General features: G+C 66.7%; 17 protein-coding genes and 1 pseudogene. 8 read left to right on the top strand and 10 right to left on the bottom strand.

What is annotated here, in order from left to right; all coding sequences use genetic code 11:
• The first annotated feature begins 391 nt into the window (after positions 1 to 391).
• Genes ON41_RS07095 through ON41_RS07075 form a run of 5 tightly spaced genes read left to right on the top strand, consistent with a single transcriptional unit; the run spans position 392 to position 3,892 of the window.
• Positions 392 to 760 (top strand): hypothetical protein, encoded by a 369-nt coding sequence (locus tag ON41_RS07095; RefSeq protein WP_040746211.1) that lies wholly within the window; start codon positions 392 to 394, stop codon positions 758 to 760.
• Positions 757 to 1,392, top strand: a complete 636-nt coding sequence (locus ON41_RS40080; protein ID WP_157185391.1) for a DUF3558 domain-containing protein — start codon at positions 757 to 759, stop codon at positions 1,390 to 1,392. Before ON41_RS07095 ends, ON41_RS40080 begins: the two co-directional genes overlap by 4 nt.
• A 1-nt stretch (position 1,393) precedes the next feature.
• The gene (locus ON41_RS07085) at positions 1,394 to 2,749 is read left to right on the top strand and encodes a PPE domain-containing protein (protein WP_040746209.1); all 1,356 of its coding nucleotides are present in this window, start codon (positions 1,394 to 1,396) and stop codon (positions 2,747 to 2,749) included.
• The gene (locus ON41_RS07080) at positions 2,746 to 3,465 is read left to right on the top strand and encodes an ESX secretion-associated protein EspG (protein ID WP_051161070.1); all 720 of its coding nucleotides are present in this window, start codon (positions 2,746 to 2,748) and stop codon (positions 3,463 to 3,465) included. The genes ON41_RS07085 and ON41_RS07080 overlap by 4 nt, the downstream gene beginning before the upstream one ends.
• Positions 3,458 to 3,892 (top strand): RDD family protein, encoded by a 435-nt coding sequence (locus ON41_RS07075; protein WP_169336474.1) that lies wholly within the window; start codon positions 3,458 to 3,460, stop codon positions 3,890 to 3,892. Before ON41_RS07080 ends, ON41_RS07075 begins: the two co-directional genes overlap by 8 nt.
• Positions 3,893 to 3,945: 53 nt before the next feature.
• On the opposite strand, the gene ON41_RS07070 is transcribed toward ON41_RS07075, so the two are convergent.
• The 6 genes from ON41_RS07070 to trpS form a co-directional block, all read right to left on the bottom strand.
• Positions 3,946 to 5,403, bottom strand: a complete 1,458-nt coding sequence (locus tag ON41_RS07070; protein ID WP_063709845.1) for an HNH endonuclease signature motif containing protein — start codon at positions 5,401 to 5,403, stop codon at positions 3,946 to 3,948.
• A gap of 183 nt (positions 5,404 to 5,586) precedes the next feature.
• Positions 5,587 to 6,693 carry a WXG100-like domain-containing protein gene (locus ON41_RS07065; protein WP_040746208.1) on the bottom strand — a complete coding sequence of 369 codons (1,107 nt, stop codon included), beginning with the start codon at positions 6,691 to 6,693 and terminating at the stop codon, positions 5,587 to 5,589.
• Positions 6,694 to 6,698: 5 nt separating this feature from the next.
• Complete coding sequence (locus tag ON41_RS07060) at positions 6,699 to 7,037, bottom strand: hypothetical protein (RefSeq protein ID WP_040746207.1); 339 nt, start codon at positions 7,035 to 7,037, stop codon at positions 6,699 to 6,701.
• A gap of 4 nt (positions 7,038 to 7,041) precedes the next feature.
• On the bottom strand, positions 7,042 to 7,551 hold the full coding sequence (locus ON41_RS07055) for a YbaB/EbfC family nucleoid-associated protein (RefSeq protein WP_040746206.1): 510 nt from the start codon (positions 7,549 to 7,551) through the stop codon (positions 7,042 to 7,044).
• 75 nt (positions 7,552 to 7,626) lie between these two features.
• Entirely contained in the window at positions 7,627 to 8,637 is a 1,011-nt protein-coding gene (yhjD, locus tag ON41_RS07050; protein ID WP_040746205.1) for an inner membrane protein YhjD, read from the bottom strand.
• A 51-nt stretch (positions 8,638 to 8,688) separates the two neighbouring features.
• Complete coding sequence (gene trpS / locus ON41_RS07045; RefSeq protein ID WP_040746204.1) at positions 8,689 to 9,714, bottom strand: tryptophan--tRNA ligase; 1,026 nt, start codon at positions 9,712 to 9,714, stop codon at positions 8,689 to 8,691.
• A gap of 166 nt (positions 9,715 to 9,880) precedes the next feature.
• Between trpS and ON41_RS07040 the strand changes: the two genes are divergently transcribed.
• Entirely contained in the window at positions 9,881 to 11,953 is a 2,073-nt protein-coding gene (locus tag ON41_RS07040) for a phosphocholine-specific phospholipase C (protein WP_040746203.1), read from the top strand.
• A gap of 41 nt (positions 11,954 to 11,994) precedes the next feature.
• Here the strand turns inward: ON41_RS07040 and ON41_RS07035 are convergent, their stop codons facing one another.
• On the bottom strand, positions 11,995 to 12,921 hold the full coding sequence (locus ON41_RS07035) for an oxygenase MpaB family protein (RefSeq protein ID WP_040746202.1): 927 nt from the start codon (positions 12,919 to 12,921) through the stop codon (positions 11,995 to 11,997).
• Positions 12,922 to 13,028: 107 nt separating this feature from the next.
• Between ON41_RS07035 and ON41_RS07030 the strand changes: the two genes are divergently transcribed.
• A complete protein-coding gene (locus tag ON41_RS07030; RefSeq protein ID WP_040746200.1) occupies positions 13,029 to 13,664 on the top strand; it encodes a TetR/AcrR family transcriptional regulator in 636 nt (211 codons plus the stop codon).
• 4 nt (positions 13,665 to 13,668) lie between these two features.
• Here the strand turns inward: ON41_RS07030 and ON41_RS07025 are convergent, their stop codons facing one another.
• The 3 genes and pseudogenes from ON41_RS07025 to ON41_RS07015 form a co-directional block, all read right to left on the bottom strand.
• The gene (locus ON41_RS07025; protein WP_040746199.1) at positions 13,669 to 14,166 is read right to left on the bottom strand and encodes a barstar family protein; all 498 of its coding nucleotides are present in this window, start codon (positions 14,164 to 14,166) and stop codon (positions 13,669 to 13,671) included.
• The gene (locus ON41_RS07020; RefSeq protein WP_051161068.1) at positions 14,166 to 14,615 is read right to left on the bottom strand and encodes a guanyl-specific ribonuclease; all 450 of its coding nucleotides are present in this window, start codon (positions 14,613 to 14,615) and stop codon (positions 14,166 to 14,168) included. The genes ON41_RS07025 and ON41_RS07020 overlap by 1 nt, the downstream gene beginning before the upstream one ends.
• Positions 14,612 to 15,399: pseudogene (locus tag ON41_RS07015) on the bottom strand (exodeoxyribonuclease III). Before ON41_RS07015 ends, ON41_RS07020 begins: the two are co-directional and overlap by 4 nt.
• 70 nt (positions 15,400 to 15,469) lie before the next feature.
• On the opposite strand from ON41_RS07015, the gene ephH reads away from it, so the two are divergent.
• Positions 15,470 to 16,312: epoxide hydrolase EphH (gene ephH, locus ON41_RS07010; protein WP_040746280.1), on the top strand; the 843-nt coding region annotated here is incomplete at its 3' end.

The raw sequence follows: 16,312 nt of genomic DNA, 5'->3' as shown, positions 1-16,312 counted from the left end.
CGCCAGCGAACCACCGCCCAATCCCCAGGACCCCCACCACAGCGAATTCTCATTCGAATACCGCATAACCCCAGGAAGAGTTGCACTTTCAGCTCGAGTGGCACGGCAATCCAGGAGGAAACCCACTGCCGACGAAGGCCGGATTCACCTCGGCCCGGCACCGTGCGACGACCTCCTCGCCATCGCCCCGCCATCGAGCCGACCATCGGTGCGGACACCTGACACGACCGGCGTCCACCCGCCCCTCGATCCGACCGATTCGCCACATAACACCAGGAAGCGTCCCGTTTCCTGTCAGGCCCGTACCCCAAATTCGCGAGTCGAGGGAACCAGATCCCCCGACGATGCGTCCAGTAAGGTAGGCGATCGGACGCGAAGGGAGGGCCTGTCGATGGACGTGGGGCAGTCGACAGCGACGGGGCTGTATCAACAGGCCGTGGCGGGGACTTTCAAGATGGAGCCGGGGGCCGCGCAGAAGTGCGCTGAGATCTATCAGCGGTTCGCGGAGTCGGTGGACAAGATGATCACAGACTCCTACCACCTGCAACGACTCGACGGATTCGGCACGTTCGATTCCGCTCTTGCGCTGCAGCAGGGGTTCGAGCAAAAGGGCCTGAAGATGATCGAGGCATTGACCGGTCTCGAGGAGGCTTCCCTCAAGATGGCGGCGGCATACCTGCAAGCAGGCGGGCACATCGAGGATGCGGAATCCATGAACAATGCGGCCATCAAAGTCGCGGGAGAGAGGCTTCCGAAGTGAAACGCGAGCGACAGAGCGTGTTCTATCTGACGGTGATGACTGTCGCGACACTGGCGGCCGGGTGCACATCCGGCAGTGATGCGCCGGACCCCGGAAGCACGTCAGTAAGCGTGACCACCACTGAGCTCCACCCCAGCCAACAGCCGAACGCACCGCAGCCGACATTGACCGCATCGTCGCTGCAGCCGCCACCTCAGAAACAGTACGGACGCCCAAACGTCGCTTTCGACCCGTGCACATGGATACCCGACGGGGTCATTTCGCAAGCCGGCTTCGACCCCGCCAGCCGGAAACGCTCTGGCGATCGCGTAACCGAGATTACCTTCTTGAGCTGTGATTTCAGTTCAAAGCCTCGCACCCTGACAGTCCTTTCCGGGAATGCAACCTGGGACGAAGACCTTCGGAAGAACGGTTCCTGGAGCGAGCCCATTACCATCAACGGCCGAGAAGCGATGTGGGTTCGGGACCCCGGTCTCCCGCGCGCTTGTGACATTCACCTTCGCACCAAGGTCGGATTCGCCGATATCGGGACCACGTTGACCTTGAACGGCGTAACCCAGGACGCGAAGCCTTGCGACGGTCTACTCGACATCGCCACCGCCATCGAGCCGACGATCGGCAAGGACAACTGACATGACCGGCGACAACCCTCCGCTCGATCCACAGCAGGCCACGCTGGCCACGATCGTGGGGATCGACCCTGCACTCCTGCAGGCGACGAAGACCAAGCAGGGTTCGAAGTACATGCAGGACCAGCTTGGATTCAATAGCACTGACGACGATTACATCCGGGGCCTCGAAGAGTGGGCGGGCGTGTCACATCACGACATCCACAGCCATGCCCAGGATATGAAACCGGGGGCCATGCACGACTCGGCAAAGGCATGGAACACGATCTCCGCAAGTCTTGGGGGCGCGGTCTTCGGCCTCAATCTTTCCATCCAGAAGGCACTATCCGACGGTGTTCACGGCCAATTCGGCGACGCCGCTCTCAATTCCGCTAAGAAGTTCGTTCAGCAGGCTACCGATGTGCAAGAGGTGATCCAGGCCGTGGGGCTCAGGATCGAAACGGCCGCCTTCGGCGCCGAAGCGGTCATGCGAACCGTGCCACCGCCCAAGGCAGGGGATGGTGCCGCCAGCACGCAGGTGCCCACGGTACTTGATGTACTCGGTGCCGGAAATCCGGCCGCAGCAGTGGCAGCCGGACGTTCCGAAGATGAACTCTGGCGGGATGCCATTGCCGCGATGCAGGCCAACTACGACACCACTTACGGCCCTGCGGGCAAAGGTGTTCCGACCTTCGTCCCAGTCGCTGCACCTGGTGGCGACGGCAACGGCAACGATCACGACGGTGGGATCCCCAACTCCGGTGGCGGAAACGGTGGAACCGATGGTGGTACCGGCGGGACGAACGGTAAGACCGAGGGGAACGACGGTAAGACCGACAACGGTGAGCAGCAGGCCGGTAACGATGCCACCAGCACCTCGAGCGCTGGGGATTCCTCGAATTCCGCAGGGAATCAAGGGAATCAGTCCACGGCTCCCGGGCAGCAGGGCGCGGGGACGACTGGGACGGGTGCCGGGCCGAGTGCGACGTCCGCGGCTGGTTTCGGCGGCGGTGCCGGTAGTGGCGGCCGGGGCGGTGGTTCCGGACTGTCGGGCGGTGGGGCCGGCGGGACGAGTGGTGGCGCGGGGCGCGGCGCGTCCGGTGTGCCGGGAGCTGGAAACAATGCTACGGCTGCGGCTTCCGGGATGGGGGCCGGGAAGGCCGGTGCATCCGGGATGGGCGGGATGCCCGGAATGGGGCACGGCGCTGGTGGACGTAAGGATGAGGAGTCCGAGAACGAGCACAAGACTCCGGATTATCTGATCATGGACCGCGAGGAGGAGTTGCTGGGGCGGCGGGATCCTACGGTTCCGCAGGCGATCGGCGCGGATATTCCCGCGGCACAATATGATCAGAACGACGGCAGGGGCCGCCGGGGGTGAAGTGGGAGTTCACGCCGGATGAGTTCATGCATGTCTGGAACGAGACCGGTAAGGACCGGTACCCGTTCCCCCTGAAGTTGATCTCGGCGGTGCGCTGGCAGGACGATTTCGCGAGGGTGGCGCAGGAGCTACGCGAGCGGCTGCCCCCGGGAGGCGACCCCGACTTGTCGGCCGTCCTGCGCGTCGCGGCGAATCCGGCTGTGTCGCTGGTGATCACGGGCAAGCGTCGGCGTCCGCTGCGCGCGTTCGGCGCCGTCGACACCACCGTCGGCGTCACCATGGTCCAGCGGCCCGGACCGACCGACGAATTCGGCGGCAACGTCGTGATCGAGGTGGGGTCACCCGCCATCGTCTACAAGGTGTTCGCGGCCGTCCTCGGCAATGTACCGGCGGGCAGCCGGCCGGCCATGGTCGAGAGCCTGGACCGGATCCGCACCAGCCTCGAATCTTGGACCGGCACAAAGGAGTCCGTCACCGATCGCATGCGCCGCCTACTACACGCCCCACGCTCCGGATCCGGCCACATCGAGGTATTGTGCGGACTGCAGAGCCCCCGCCCATACCCGCCGCAGTACCTGAGCTGGATCGATGTCGAAGGCGACGGCCGCTACATCTACCGCGAACAACACAACGACTTCCACATAGAACCCTGCTCCCAGCAGACCATCCACCGCGAGATAGCCCGCATGGCACAACAGGATTCGGAGCATGAGTAGATCACCCAGGCCGTCGAAGTATCACGGCGACGAGGACGATCCTCGCTACCCCTCCCCACGCTTCCTGCGAAGTATCGGCGCGGTCGTGGTCGATGTGGCCGTGCACGGCGGAATCGCCTTCGCGGTGGGATCGAGTGGTACGCCTGGAATCGTCACGGGCGCGCTGGCGGTCGCGGCGTATCTGGTCGCATCGTTCGTCAACACCACCCTCGTGCAATGGGTACTCCGCGCCTCGGTCGGGAAAGCCCTCTTCGGCCTGGCGGTTATTCGTGGGAAAGACGGCGGTCGGCCCACCTTCGGAAACCTCCTAGTCTGGTACTTTCTGCGCGGTATCAACCTCGCCCTCGAAAACTCATCCGACGGGTACCAGCAAGTTGTCGCGGTGCGGCGACGCGATATCCGCCGGCCCGCTCAGCTTGCGACGTGAGGTTGTGCCCCTGGCCTGTGCCGGGGCACGATCTCACACCCTGAACCACGGCCTCAGGCCGCGACAGGTTTTCGTCGTCTGCGCTCGCGTTGGTTGCGTGTGTGGATCCGGGTGAGGACTTCGGCGAATAGTTCGTCGGCGTGGTGGCGGTGGTTCAACTGTGGGATCTGCTGGGGGTCGATGTGTGGTGGCGCAATCCAGGCCACCCGGCCCGCGTACGGTGAATTGTCCCCCTCGACAACGGTTTTCCAGCCGCCCGGTCCGTCGTGGATCAGTGCGTGGCAGGCGTCGCAGGCGAGGGTGAGATTGTCGAGGTCGGTACGGCCGCCTTTGCGGTACTCCAGCACGTGATGCACCGCGCACAGGCTGGCCGGGGCGTCGCAGCCCGGCCGCGAGCACCCGCGCAGGGCGGCGATCAACGCCACCCGCTGTGCTCTGGATGCCAGGCGTTTCATCCGGCCCAAGTGCAGCGGGAGACCCGAATGATCGAATACCGCCAGAAACGGCTGCGATCGCTCCGCGAGTGCTAGTGCGTCGCCGATCGGTACCGTGCCCCCGGTGGCGGTTGTCGCCACACCGGAAAGATGTTCCACGTCTTCGACATTCATGGTGAGGACCGTCGCCACCGGCATTCCGCGATGCGAGCCCAGCTCGCCGGTGATCACCCCCGACGACAGCAGTGCCGTGAGCGCGTCGTGATTGCGTTGCGCGGTGGAGCGCCGGTCGCGCCCGGCGGCTTCGGCCAGCGTGCGCGGGTCCGCGTTGCCGACATCCACCGACGGACTATCCGGATCCTCCGGATTGCACACCCCGGGACGTGCGTAGGCGGCCAGTAGCGGATCCAGCAGGGCGCGCAGAACGGGGGTGATCTCGCCGCGGATGGGTGACATCCCATCGGGGCGCTGGCGGCCCACGATGACTCCCCGCATCCGGGCCCGGTCGTGGTCGGTGGTCAACCGGCCGTCCGGGTCCAGGTGGGCGAGCAGTTGGTAGCCGACCTTGCCGACATCGTCCGGGCTGCCCGACCGCGCGAACTCGGCCAGAACCTGCTCCGCCGCCTCCCGGTCCTCCTCCGAGACACCGCGCGGTACCCGGTTCATCACCGCCGCGACACCGCGGGCGTGGTCAGCCGATATCTCGCCTGCTGCCAAGGCTTCGGCCGTGTGGGGCAGGCGCGGATCGGTCGGCTGGCCGGTCATGTCGTGGAAGGTGCCCACCCACGATGCTTGGTGGACTCGCGCCCCGGCGTCCGCACTCGCCAACCGCAATGTCTCCATCAGGAACTTCTTCAACGATTTCAATCCGAACCGTGCCGGGAGAGAACGTTCGCTGGCCTCGATCAGGAGCCGATGCCGGACCGACACCAGCATCCGCACACAGCGTTCGACATCCCGCATCACGTCGACGACCTCGTCATCGGTCAGTGGCGTCAGGGGCAGTTCGAGGAGATCGGTGACCGCGGAATACAGCGGACCGGCGGCCCGCCCTTCGATTCCCCCACTCGAACTCATGTTCGAATTCTATCCCAACCCCGCCTCCGGCAACAGGCCCGCACACATCTGATACCAACGTCTTCACACTGGACAAGTGTTCGAAATACACTGGTGCACAACAGGTTCAGCAGATGAACAGAATCCAGGTGGACGGAACCTCTGGGCGATGGATGCGTGCCGCGGACCGAGCGACGAACCCGCTCAGTCCATGCGGAGCTTGGTTCCGTCGTCGTCGGTGTGGAAGTCGTCGGGGCCGATGTCCAAAAGCCCACCGCCGGGCGCGGTTACGGGTGGCTGGGACTGGTTGCCGCCGCCGGGTCTGGAATCGGGGTACAGCTCGTACCCCTCTTCCGGGGTGGTCGGGGCGAGAGGGGCGGGATTGTGGTTCTGGCGTTGGCCGGAACCGGTGTCGACGGCCGGTGTGTCGGTGCCGGAGCCCTGCTCGGTCAGGAATTCGACGGCCTGCTGGCGCACGTATTTTCCCGCGTCGTCCTTGACTCGGTCGCCGATGCCCTGGTTGTCGCCCCAGGCGGCGTCGGCGATCGGGTCGCCGATCTTCTTGCCGATGGTGCTGCGGATGAACCAGTCGGTGGCGCCGTTGTTCGAGAACTTGATTCCCTTGTCCTTCAGCGCATTGCTGATCGGGCCGGCGATGGCGCCCTGAATGCCGCCGTGCACCCCCTCGGAGGCCACGTCCTGCCAGTCGTAACCGTCGCGGAGGCCGAGAAACTTCTCCAGGCTCTGGAAGCCGAACTCCTTGCCGGCGCCTATCCCCGCGCCGATGCCGGCGCCGACCGCCGCGCGTTTGATGATGGTCTTGACGGCGATTTCCTGTAGGAGCTTCTGCAGGGCCTGGGTGATGGCCGTGCGGACTGTCATCTGTACCGCGGCGCCCTCGGCGACGCTGGCGCCCAATGTTTCCACGGCGAGCGCCGCGCTGATGGCGAGTTGCACAGCGAGATAGACCAGCATGCCGATGATGAACACCTTCACCGCCAGCACCAGCATGGCCATGACACGCAGGGCGAAGGCGAGTTCGCGGCAGAATTCGGACAGCTCACCGAGAGCGCCCTCGTCGCCACCGGCCTTCTTCCAGAACTGGTCGATCGAATCGTGTGTCTCGCCTTGGGTATTCGCGAGGACCACCTTGACGACGTCGCCGCCGTAGTCGTTGAGCTGATCGATCAGGTCGGCGATCTGGTCCCACTGGTCCGCGGCGCCGCGCAGGCCGGTCTCGTCCGCCTCCGGCCATTTGGTGACGACCAGGGCGGCAACCGGTTTCAGCTCGTCGGGTATCTCCAAACCCATGCCGCTCAGGCCTTCCGGTCGATCGCGTCGCCGGTCTTCTGGATCGCGGCGGCTGAATTCTGCTCGACACCCTCGGCGAGATTCGCGGCCGTGCCGACACCGGAGTTCAGGTGCCGGAACATGGCGACGGCGCCCTGGATCAGCGTGAGCGCCTCCTCGGCCTTACCCGTGTAGTTCTGCGCGAATCGAGCGCCGAATTCGTCGTTCCCCCACATCTCCCCGTAGCCGGCGAGCGTGCTCTGCAACGACGACAGGCCAGTCTCGAGCTGAGTGGCCAGATCCTCGAATTTCGGTGCCTGCGAACGCACCTGGTCGACATTGATACGAAAAGTGTCGTCGGCCATCGGATTACCAGCCCTTCCAGTGCGGGCCGTCTTCGTCCTCCGCCGGGGGCTGCTCGTCCGCCGGTGGTGCGGGCGGCGGCACCTCCTGCGGCGAGGGCAGGGGCGGCAGAATTCCGACCACCGGACGGAACTCGATATCGTCGCCCAGCGGATTGTGCGGCGGCTGGAACCGGTCGGCCGCGGCCAGGACCGGAGCCAGTGCGGCGCCGATCGTCTCCTGCGCGGCGCGGGCCGCCACCTGGGCCGCCTCGGTGATCGCCGCGCCGAGCTTCTCCGGGGTGGAGCGTTTGAAGGCCGCCGGGTCGACGTAGACGCCGACGGGCACGCCGGCAGCGTTACTGGTGACGCGGACCAAATTGTCCGACGACCAGCCCTCGACCGTGGTGGCGGCCAAATTCTCGCGGGCGCTGTCGATATCGGCCAGCTGCCGCTGATAGGCGTCGAGCATCGAGTCGACTTCCGTCTGCAGCGCGCCGGTGCGTGCGCGCAGCTGGTCGTAGCCGGATGGATCCACGTGATTCCCCTGAGGTCGGACTGGATGCGTCAGTTGTTCTGACGCAGCGGATCCCCGTCCGGTTCCCGATCCCGGCTACTTTCGCCCGCGCCACCCCGCGAGCACGCCGGCCACCGCTCCCGCACCGAACAGCACGGCACCGGTCCGGGCCGTCATCCCCGCGACCATCCGCGGCGAGATGACCGCCGGCGGGGGCGGGGCGATCTCGGGCTCCGGTTCGTTCTCGCGGGCGGTGGCGGCCCAGGCGGTGGCGAACAGGATGATGCGGGCGGTGATGTAGGCGAAGACCATGAGGCCGACGATCGGACCGAACGCCACACCCGCCGGGCTGCCCAGGACGGATTTCAGATAGATACTGGCGATCTGCTTCCACACCTCGAAGACCAGCGCGGCGATCAGGGCGGCCTTCGCCGCGCTCACCAGCGTCACCGGCTGGCGCGGCAGACGGGCGATGATCCACGCGAACAGCGCCCACGTGGACAGCATCGCCAGCACCAGCGACACCACGGTCAGCAGCACCCCCGCACCGGGCGCGTTGTCGAGGTGCATCGCCTCGAGCAGGGTGCGCCCCAGACCGCTGCCCGCCAGCGCCGACAGGCCCAGCGACACCAGCATCGCCACACCCAATCCCGCCAGCGCGATCAGATCCGAGATCTTCGTGCCGACCCAATTGCCGTCCGGCGCTTCCTGTTCCCACTGCTCGGTGAGCGCGGCGCGCAGGTTGGCCATCCAGCCCATCCCGGCGTAGAGGGCGCCGACCAGGCCGATCACGCCGACGCTGGTGCGCGAGTTGATCGCCTGATTGATCAGGTCGGTCAGCTGACTCCCGAACGATCCCGGAATCTTCTCGATGACCGTCTGCTGGATCTCGGCCAGCAGATCCGGATTGCTCGCCAGCACGAATCCGGCGACCGCGAATCCGACCATGACCAGCGGGAACAGCGACAGCACGGTGAAATACGTGATGCCCGCCGCGAAGTAGTCACCGCGTTGCTTCTGATACCGCCCGCCGGCGCGGATGACGTGGTCCAGCCACGGCCGCGCCTGGACCTCACCTTCGATGCGCGCCTTGATGTTGCCGAACACCCGTCCTCCCGAAACCTGTCGGCGATCGAGTACAGCCCCGCGCGGCGAATCTCACCGAGCCAGGAAACCCACCCTGTCATATACCTGAGCGAGGGTGTTGCCGGCGATTTCCCGAGCGCGTTCGGCGCCGACGCCGAGAATGCGGTCGAGCTCGCCCTGGTCATCCAGATACTCTTGCACCTTCGCCTGCAGCGGCGTGACGAATTCGACCAGAGCGTCGGCCACATCGCCCTTCAGGTCGCCGTAGCCCTTGCCCGCGTAATCCTTCTCCAGCGTGACGATGGGCGTACCGGTGAGCGACGACAGGATTACCAGCAGGTTGCTTACCCCCGGCTTGGTCTCCGGGTCGTAGCGGATCTCGCGTTCGGTGTCGGTGACCGCGGAACGGATCTTCTTCGCCGAGACCTTCGGGTCGTCGAGCAGGTTCAGCAGGCCGGCGTCGGTGGCCGCCGACTTGCTCATCTTCGAGGTCGGATCCTGCAGGTCGTAGATCTTCGCGGTGCCGCTGACGATATGCGCCTCCGGGACGACGAACGTCTTCTTGTACCGGGTGTTGAACCGCTGGGCCAGGTTGCGGGTCAGCTCCAGGTGCTGGCGCTGGTCCTCGCCGACCGGGACCTGATGCGCCCGGTACAGCAGGATGTCGGCGGCCATCAGCACCGGATAGGTGAACAGGCCGACGGTCGCGTTCTCCGCGCCCTGCCTGGCCGACTTGTCCTTGAACTGGGTCATCCGGCTGGCCTCACCGAACCCGGTGATGCAGTTGAGCACCCAGGTCAGCTCGGCGTGCTCGGGCACCTGGCTCTGCACGAACAGGGTCGAGCGCTTCGGGTCGATCCCCAGCGCCAGCAGCTGCGCGGCGGCCCGCTTGGTGCGGTTGCGCAGCTGTTTCGGGTCCTGCGAGACCGTGATGGCGTGCATGTCGGGGATGAAGTAGAGGGCGTCGTAGTCGTCCTGCAGCGTCACCCAATACTGCAGCGCGCCAAGGTAGTTGCCGAGGTGAAAGGAATCACTGGTCGGCTGGATGCCGGACAGGACACGCTGCTTGCGCTCACCGGATGCTGCGGGACTCGACATGCACCCGATCTTTCCATGCCGGAGCGGACCGCCCGGCGGCACCGTCGGCACCCTAGGGTGGAAGGGCATGGGCGCTGGTCACACACCCGGAAACGGCAAATTCGAATTCACGTTCCGATCGTGTCGTGATCACCCGGCGTCCGCGCTCCACTGGTTCACTACAGTCATGTCCGGCATCTCGCGGCGGAATGTGCTCCGCTCGGCGGTCACGCTGGGTGCGGGTTTGTCCCTACTTCCTCCCTCGCTGCACCACGCCATGGCCGCGCCGATGCGGCCGGGCGGGCTGCGGGCGATCGAGCACGTGATCCTGCTCATGCAGGAGAACCGCTCGTTCGATCACTATTACGGGACCCTGCGCGGCGTGCGCGGATTCTCCGATTCCACCCCGCTGCGGCTGCGCGGCGGCTCGTCGGTGTTCGAGCAGCCCGTGCCCGGACTCCCGCCGGTGCTGCCGTTCTCCCTGCGGCAGGCGACGGCCCGCGCGGGCCGTCCCGAGACCGATATCCAGTACCTGGACAGCCTCGACCACGCGTGGAGCGGCAGCGCCGCGGCCTGGGCGCAGGGCTGGTGGGACGGCTGGATCCCGGCCAAGACCCCGGCGACGATGACCTACTACGAGCGCCGCGACCTGCCCCTGCAATACGAGCTGGCCGATACCTTCACCCTCTGCGACGCCTACCACTGCTCGCTGTTCGGCGGCACGAACCCGAACCGCAACTACTTCTTCACCGGGACCACCGGTTACGAGCCCGGTACCGGCAGGCGCGCGGTCGAGAACGACGCCTACGACGCGGCCCACCCCGGCTACGACTGGACCACCTACCCCGAACGGCTGGAGGCCGCCGGGGTCTCCTGGCAGATCTATCAGGAGTGGGACAACTTCACCGACAATCCGGTGGAGTACTTCGTGCCGTTCAAACGCATCGGGGCGAAGCTGCTGGCACAGGTGGAGGGGAACTATCCGACGACCGAGAAGTTCTACGAGTCGCTGGCGGGGAAATCGCCCGACGACCGGCGGCGGCTGCTCGCACAGCTGGATGCCGCGCGGGCGGGACTGAGTGCGCGCGAGCGGCGCCTGTTCGATCGGGCGATGTACCGCAGCGAACCGGACACCCTGCTGCGGCGGGTCGCCGGCGATATCCGGGCGGGGCGGCTGCCGAAGGTCACGTGGCTGGTGCCGAGCGCGAAGTACAGCGAGCATCCGTCCGTCTCCACACCCGTCGGCAGCGCGAATCTGATCTACGAGCTACTCGACCTCGTCGCCTCGGATCTCGATCTCTGGTCCAAGACGGCGATATTCATCAACTTCGACGAGAACGACGGCTATTTCGACCATGTGCCGTCACCGGTGCCGCCGCCGAGCGAGACCGGCGAGTGGTACGACGGCAAGGCGATCGGCCTGGGCCCGCGGGTCCCGATGACGGTCATCTCGCCGTGGACCGTGGGCGGATTCGTCAGCTCGGAGGTGTTCGACCACACCTCGGTCCTGCGTTTCCTGGAGCAGTGGACGGGCGTGCGCGAACCCAATATCAGCGGGTGGCGGCGGACCGTGTGCGGGGATATGCGCTCGGTCTTCGATTTCGCCGCCCCGGGCACGCCGCCGAAACTCACCCGGCCCGAGTCGGTTCCGCAGCCGATCGCGCGGTGGAAACCTGTGCCGCCGGGGAAACAGGCGGTGCCGGAACAGGAGTCCGGGTCGCGGCCCGCGCGGCCGCTCCCCTATCAACCGGCGGTCTCCGGGTCGCTGTCCGGGACGACGCTGACGGTGCGGCTCACCAACGAGGGGGCCTCCTCGGCGCATTTCGCGATCTATCCGTTCGCGGGGGTACAGGAGAATCCGCGGCATCGCGATGTGCGTGGTGAGGCGAGCGAGGTCTTCCAGATCGATGACGCCTACGACCTGGTGGTTCAGGGGCCGAATCGGTTCTGGTACGAGATGCGGGGCAGTGTGGACGGAGCGGCCTCGGGGGTCGAGGTCGCCACCGTGCCGACAGGGGTGGGATTGCGTGGGGCACTTGCCAATCGGGGGACGCGGGACGTCACGCTGGTCGTCGCCTCCCGGCGGTTCGGCGGGGTTCAGCAGCGGGTCGCCCTGCCTGCCGGGGCATTTCGCACCGTCGATTGGACCACCGAAAACGGCTGGTACGACATCGAAATCGCGGCCGTGGAGGATTCGGGGTTTCGGCGGCGGATGACGGGGCGGGTCGAGGATGGCGGGGCGGGGGTCAGCGCGGATTGACAGGGTAGGACTCCCCACCTCATTTCCCGGCGCTCCCCACCTCATTTCCCGGCACGCTTTTGGCCGGGATCCACGCCCGGCATGCTCGGCCGACCCGAGTTCACCAGCTCGTGTTCGCGGCGGGAGAGCAGGCGGTAGACCGGGGCGCTGGGGCCTGCAAGGGTGGTGTGCAGGGGGCGCGGGGCCAAGGGGAGGGTGATGTGGGCGGTGCGGACGCCGCGGGCGAGGGTGCGGTACGTCAGTTCTTCCCTTGTGCCCCAGCAGATTCCGTACATGTCGCGGATTCGGGGCGGGAGGCTGCCCTGGATCAGGAGGAAGACGCTCGTAGTGACCTGGTGCAGCGGCATGGGCATGGGGTACGGGACCTGTTTGCCCGCCAGATACGAGCCGACCAGGCGGGCCTCGTCGGTGAGGAACAGCTCGCCGGAGGCCAGGTAGCCGTCGAAATAGCGGCGGAAGGCCGGGTAGTCGGCAGGAGCGGCGGTGCGCGGCATGCCGAACAGCTCGCCCCAGCGCACATAGTCCTGGTAGAGATCCTCGCGCTCGGCGTCGGTGAGCCTGCGGACCAGGACGTCGTGCATCACCTCGGCCGAGTCGAAGGTGAAGGCCATGGTCATGAACATCAGATGCGGGTCCGTGGCGGAATAGCCGCTGCCCGCGAGATGACGCGGGCCGGCATCCTCCGGCAGCGCGCCCCGCACGCGCACATGCTTCTTGTGCGTGAACGCCAGCGCCCGGTCGGCCTCGTCCTTGGTACCGAGGAACACCGCCTCGAACAGCCGGCCGGTGAGGGCCAGCCGGGTATAGGGGGTGGTCCGATGCGCAGTGTTCTCCGCGGTGCCGACGTACAGCAGCGGATTGACAGCGCCTACCACCAGCGCGCGCTGGCCGTAGGTCAACCCGACCGCCCGTTTGCGCATGACGCGGCGAATCATCGAATCGTCGGAGAAGTAGCCGGGGCCGGGCATCGTCGCCTCCTCGTGCAGAGCATCTGGCAATAGAATCCACCAGAATTTCTCATCTGGCAAGAGTAAGCACCAGAATTGTTGTACTCCGGGCGTGCCACAATCGGGGCGTGGCAGCACAGCGGACATATGGCGGGGTCTCGGCGGCCGAGCGCCGCGCCCAGCGGCGGGCCGCGCTGCTCGACGCCGCGCTCGAGATCATCGGCACGCACGGCCTGGACAAACTCACCGTCGCCGGACTGTCCGCGCAGGCGGGACTGAACGAGCGGTACTACTACGAGCAGTTCGACGGCCGCGACGCCGTCCTCACCGCGCTGTTCGACGGCATCGCGGAGGAACTGGCGGCGGCCATCGTGACGGCGTTGCAGACCGCGCCCAGCGATACCCGCGGTACGGCCCACGCGGCGATCGCGGCCGGAATCCATGTGCTCACCGACGATCCGCGCAAGGCCAGGGTGGTCTCGATCGTCGGCACCGCCACCCCGGAGCTGCGCTCCCGCACTCTGGAGAGCATTCGCTCGTTCGCGAATCTCGTTGCCGCGCGGGGCGTCGACTTCTACGGCCTCACCACCGACGATCTGGATCCGGCGATCGGATTCCGCGCCACCTATCTGGTCGGCGGGCTCGCCCAGTCGCTGAGCAGCTGGCTGCAGGGCGATCTCCCGATGACCCGGGACGAGCTGATCGACCACACCACCGACGTCTTCGTCCTGCTCGGCGAGGACCTGGCGAAACGCCTCGGCTGACCGCTCAGAGCGTGAGGGCCACGGCCTCGCCCGCCGGCTTGTCCTGCAGCACGACCCGGAAGACGGTGTCGCGGACGGACCAGTAGCGAGCGTTGTCCCGCATGGCCTCGGTGAACCAGTCCCGCTGGTCCGGCTGATCGGCGAGCACCTGGTCGGCGTCGCGGATCGCCACCACGTATCCCGGTGCGCGGCCGACGAAGTCGTCCAGGTCGCGCAGGCATTCGTCGAAGGCGTCCTTGTTCTCACCGAAGTAGTACGGGAACTGGAAGGCCGCGGCGAACTCGTCGTAGAGCCCGGCCACCGTGCGCATCCGATCGCCGCGCAGCTCGCGCACGACGTACCCCTCGGGCGCCTGATAACGCACGCCACTGAATTCGGCGTTGTCGACCGGAAGGGCGCCCAGGACCGGGACGTCGCCGCCGTTCCCTCGCCCCGCTGGGCCACCCGACGCCGCTTCCACAGGGCCGGACAGGAACTGCTTCAACCTCGTCGACGTGGTCATCACCGCATCCTCGTGAAGGTCTTGTAGTGGTCGCCGGTGTAATAGGCCGATCCGTCGCTGCCGGTGACGATCCGTTCGGCGTCGCGGGTCTGGCCGCGCTTCTTCGGATTCACATCCCATTCCTTATAGGTGACCGGCTTGCCGGCGGAATCCGTTTTCGACAGTGTTCCGTCACGGTTCATCCACTGATCACCGCCCTTCGTGCCGGGGGCGTTCGCCGAATCGGGCCAGCGACCGGCATCGATCTCCCGCAACGTCTGGTACGCGCGGTCGGGGACACCGGGCGCGCGGCTGGTATTCGCCTTCGCCGTGGCGCTGGCGGCCGAATTCGACGGCGTGGAGGACGAATCCGTCCCGCCGCGCAGCGCGAGCACGCCCGCGACGATCACGGCGACGATCAGTCCGCCGAGTACCAACAGGGTGCGAATTCGCTTGTCGGAGAGGTTCATCGGTACTGCACCGTCACCGGGGCGTGATCCGACCAGCGCAGCGCGTACTCCGGGGCGCGTTCCACCACAGCCTGTTTCGCGCGCTCGGCCACGTCGCCACGCGCGAGCTGATAGTCGATGCGCCACCCGGCGTCGTTGTCGAACGCCCGGCCGCGGTAGGACCACCAGCTGTACGGGCCCGCGACGCCGGGATGCAGGGTGCGCACCACGTCGACGTACCCGGCGTCGAGTATCTCGTCGACCCAGGCGCGCTCGCCGGGCAGGAAGCCGGAGTTCTTCACATTGCCCTTCCAGTTCTTGATGTCGAGTTCGGTGTGCGCGATATTCCAGTCGCCGCAGATCACGAAGTCGCCCGTCTGCGCCTTCAGATGATTGCCGAGTTCGCCGAGGAACCGGTACTTCTCGTCCTGCATCGGGGTGTCGGCCTCGCCGGTGTAGACGTACACGCTCGCGACGGTGAGGTCGTCGAACTCGGCCTCGACGTAGCGGCCGTTGCCGTCGAACTCCGCGCTGCCGAAGCCGATTCGCACCGCGCGGGGCTCGCGGCGGGACAGGATCCCGACGCCCGCCCTCCCTTTCAGTCCCGGTTCGGCGAGCGCGAGATGCCAGCCGTTCTCCAGCGCGGGCGCCAGCGCCTTGTGCGTCTGCTCGTCGGTTGCCCGGGTCTCCTGGAGGCAGATGATGTCCGCTTCGGTGGCCGCCAGCCACTCGAGCATCCCCTACCCGTCTTGCCCGTCGCGGCGCGAACCCCGTTTACGTTGATCGTTGAGACGATGGATGCCACCCGACGACCGTACAATGCTGGTCATCAACACCTCCCGGTGGACATCGAGGTCCAGGAAGGGGTGACGACGATGACGTCCGGCACCGCCCAGTCCACTCGTCCGCTCACACCGATGAAAGCCCTGCACACGGGTTCCGGCGATCCGCTCCTGTTGTTGCACGGTTTCATGCTGTCGCCGCACTGCTGGGAGCAGGTGGCGGACCGATTGTCCGGGACTTGCGAGGTGTTCGCTCCGGCCTTCACCGGGCATTGGGGCGGCCCCGATCTGCACGGCTGGTACCTCGATGTCGACACGCTGGCCGACCGCGTCGAGGATCAGCTCGACGAACTGGGCTGGCGCACCTGCCATATCGCGGGCAACTCGCTCGGCGCGTGGGTCGGATTCGAGCTGGCGCGCCGCGGCCGGGCCCGCACCCTCACCGCGATCGCACCGGCCGGGGGCTGGCAGACGCCCTCGCTGTTACAGCTGCGGGTAGGCCTCAAATTCCTGTCGCTGGTCCCGATGGTGGAGATCGGCAAGCAGCTGCCCGACCCGATCCGGATGAGCGCTCCCGTCCGGCACGCCGTGGCCCTGCTGCTGAGCAAGGACACCGCCGCGGCCGCCCGCCGCGGGATCCAGGCGGCGATCACCTCGGCGCTGAACTGTCCCGGCATGCTGCCGTTGCTGGCCGGTGGCCTGCGCATGCCCGCGCTGGAGGACATGTCCACGCTGCGGACCCCGGTGCGCCTGCTGATGAGCGAATACGACCGGGTGATCCCGAATCGCTCCTTCGCCAAGCGTTTTCTGCGGGAGCTACCCGAGTCCGCCGACCGCATCATGATGCACGGCGTCGGCCACGTCCCGATGCTGGAGGCGCCCGATCGCATCGCGACCCTCATCGCCGAACACGTCTATGCCAGCCGTACGCATCTG

Origin of the sequence: Nocardia transvalensis NBRC 15921, assembly GCF_000308875.1 — a bacterium.
Lineage (GTDB): Bacteria > Actinomycetota > Actinomycetes > Mycobacteriales > Mycobacteriaceae > Nocardia > Nocardia transvalensis.
This window is presented reverse-complemented; position numbering and strand designations above follow the sequence as displayed.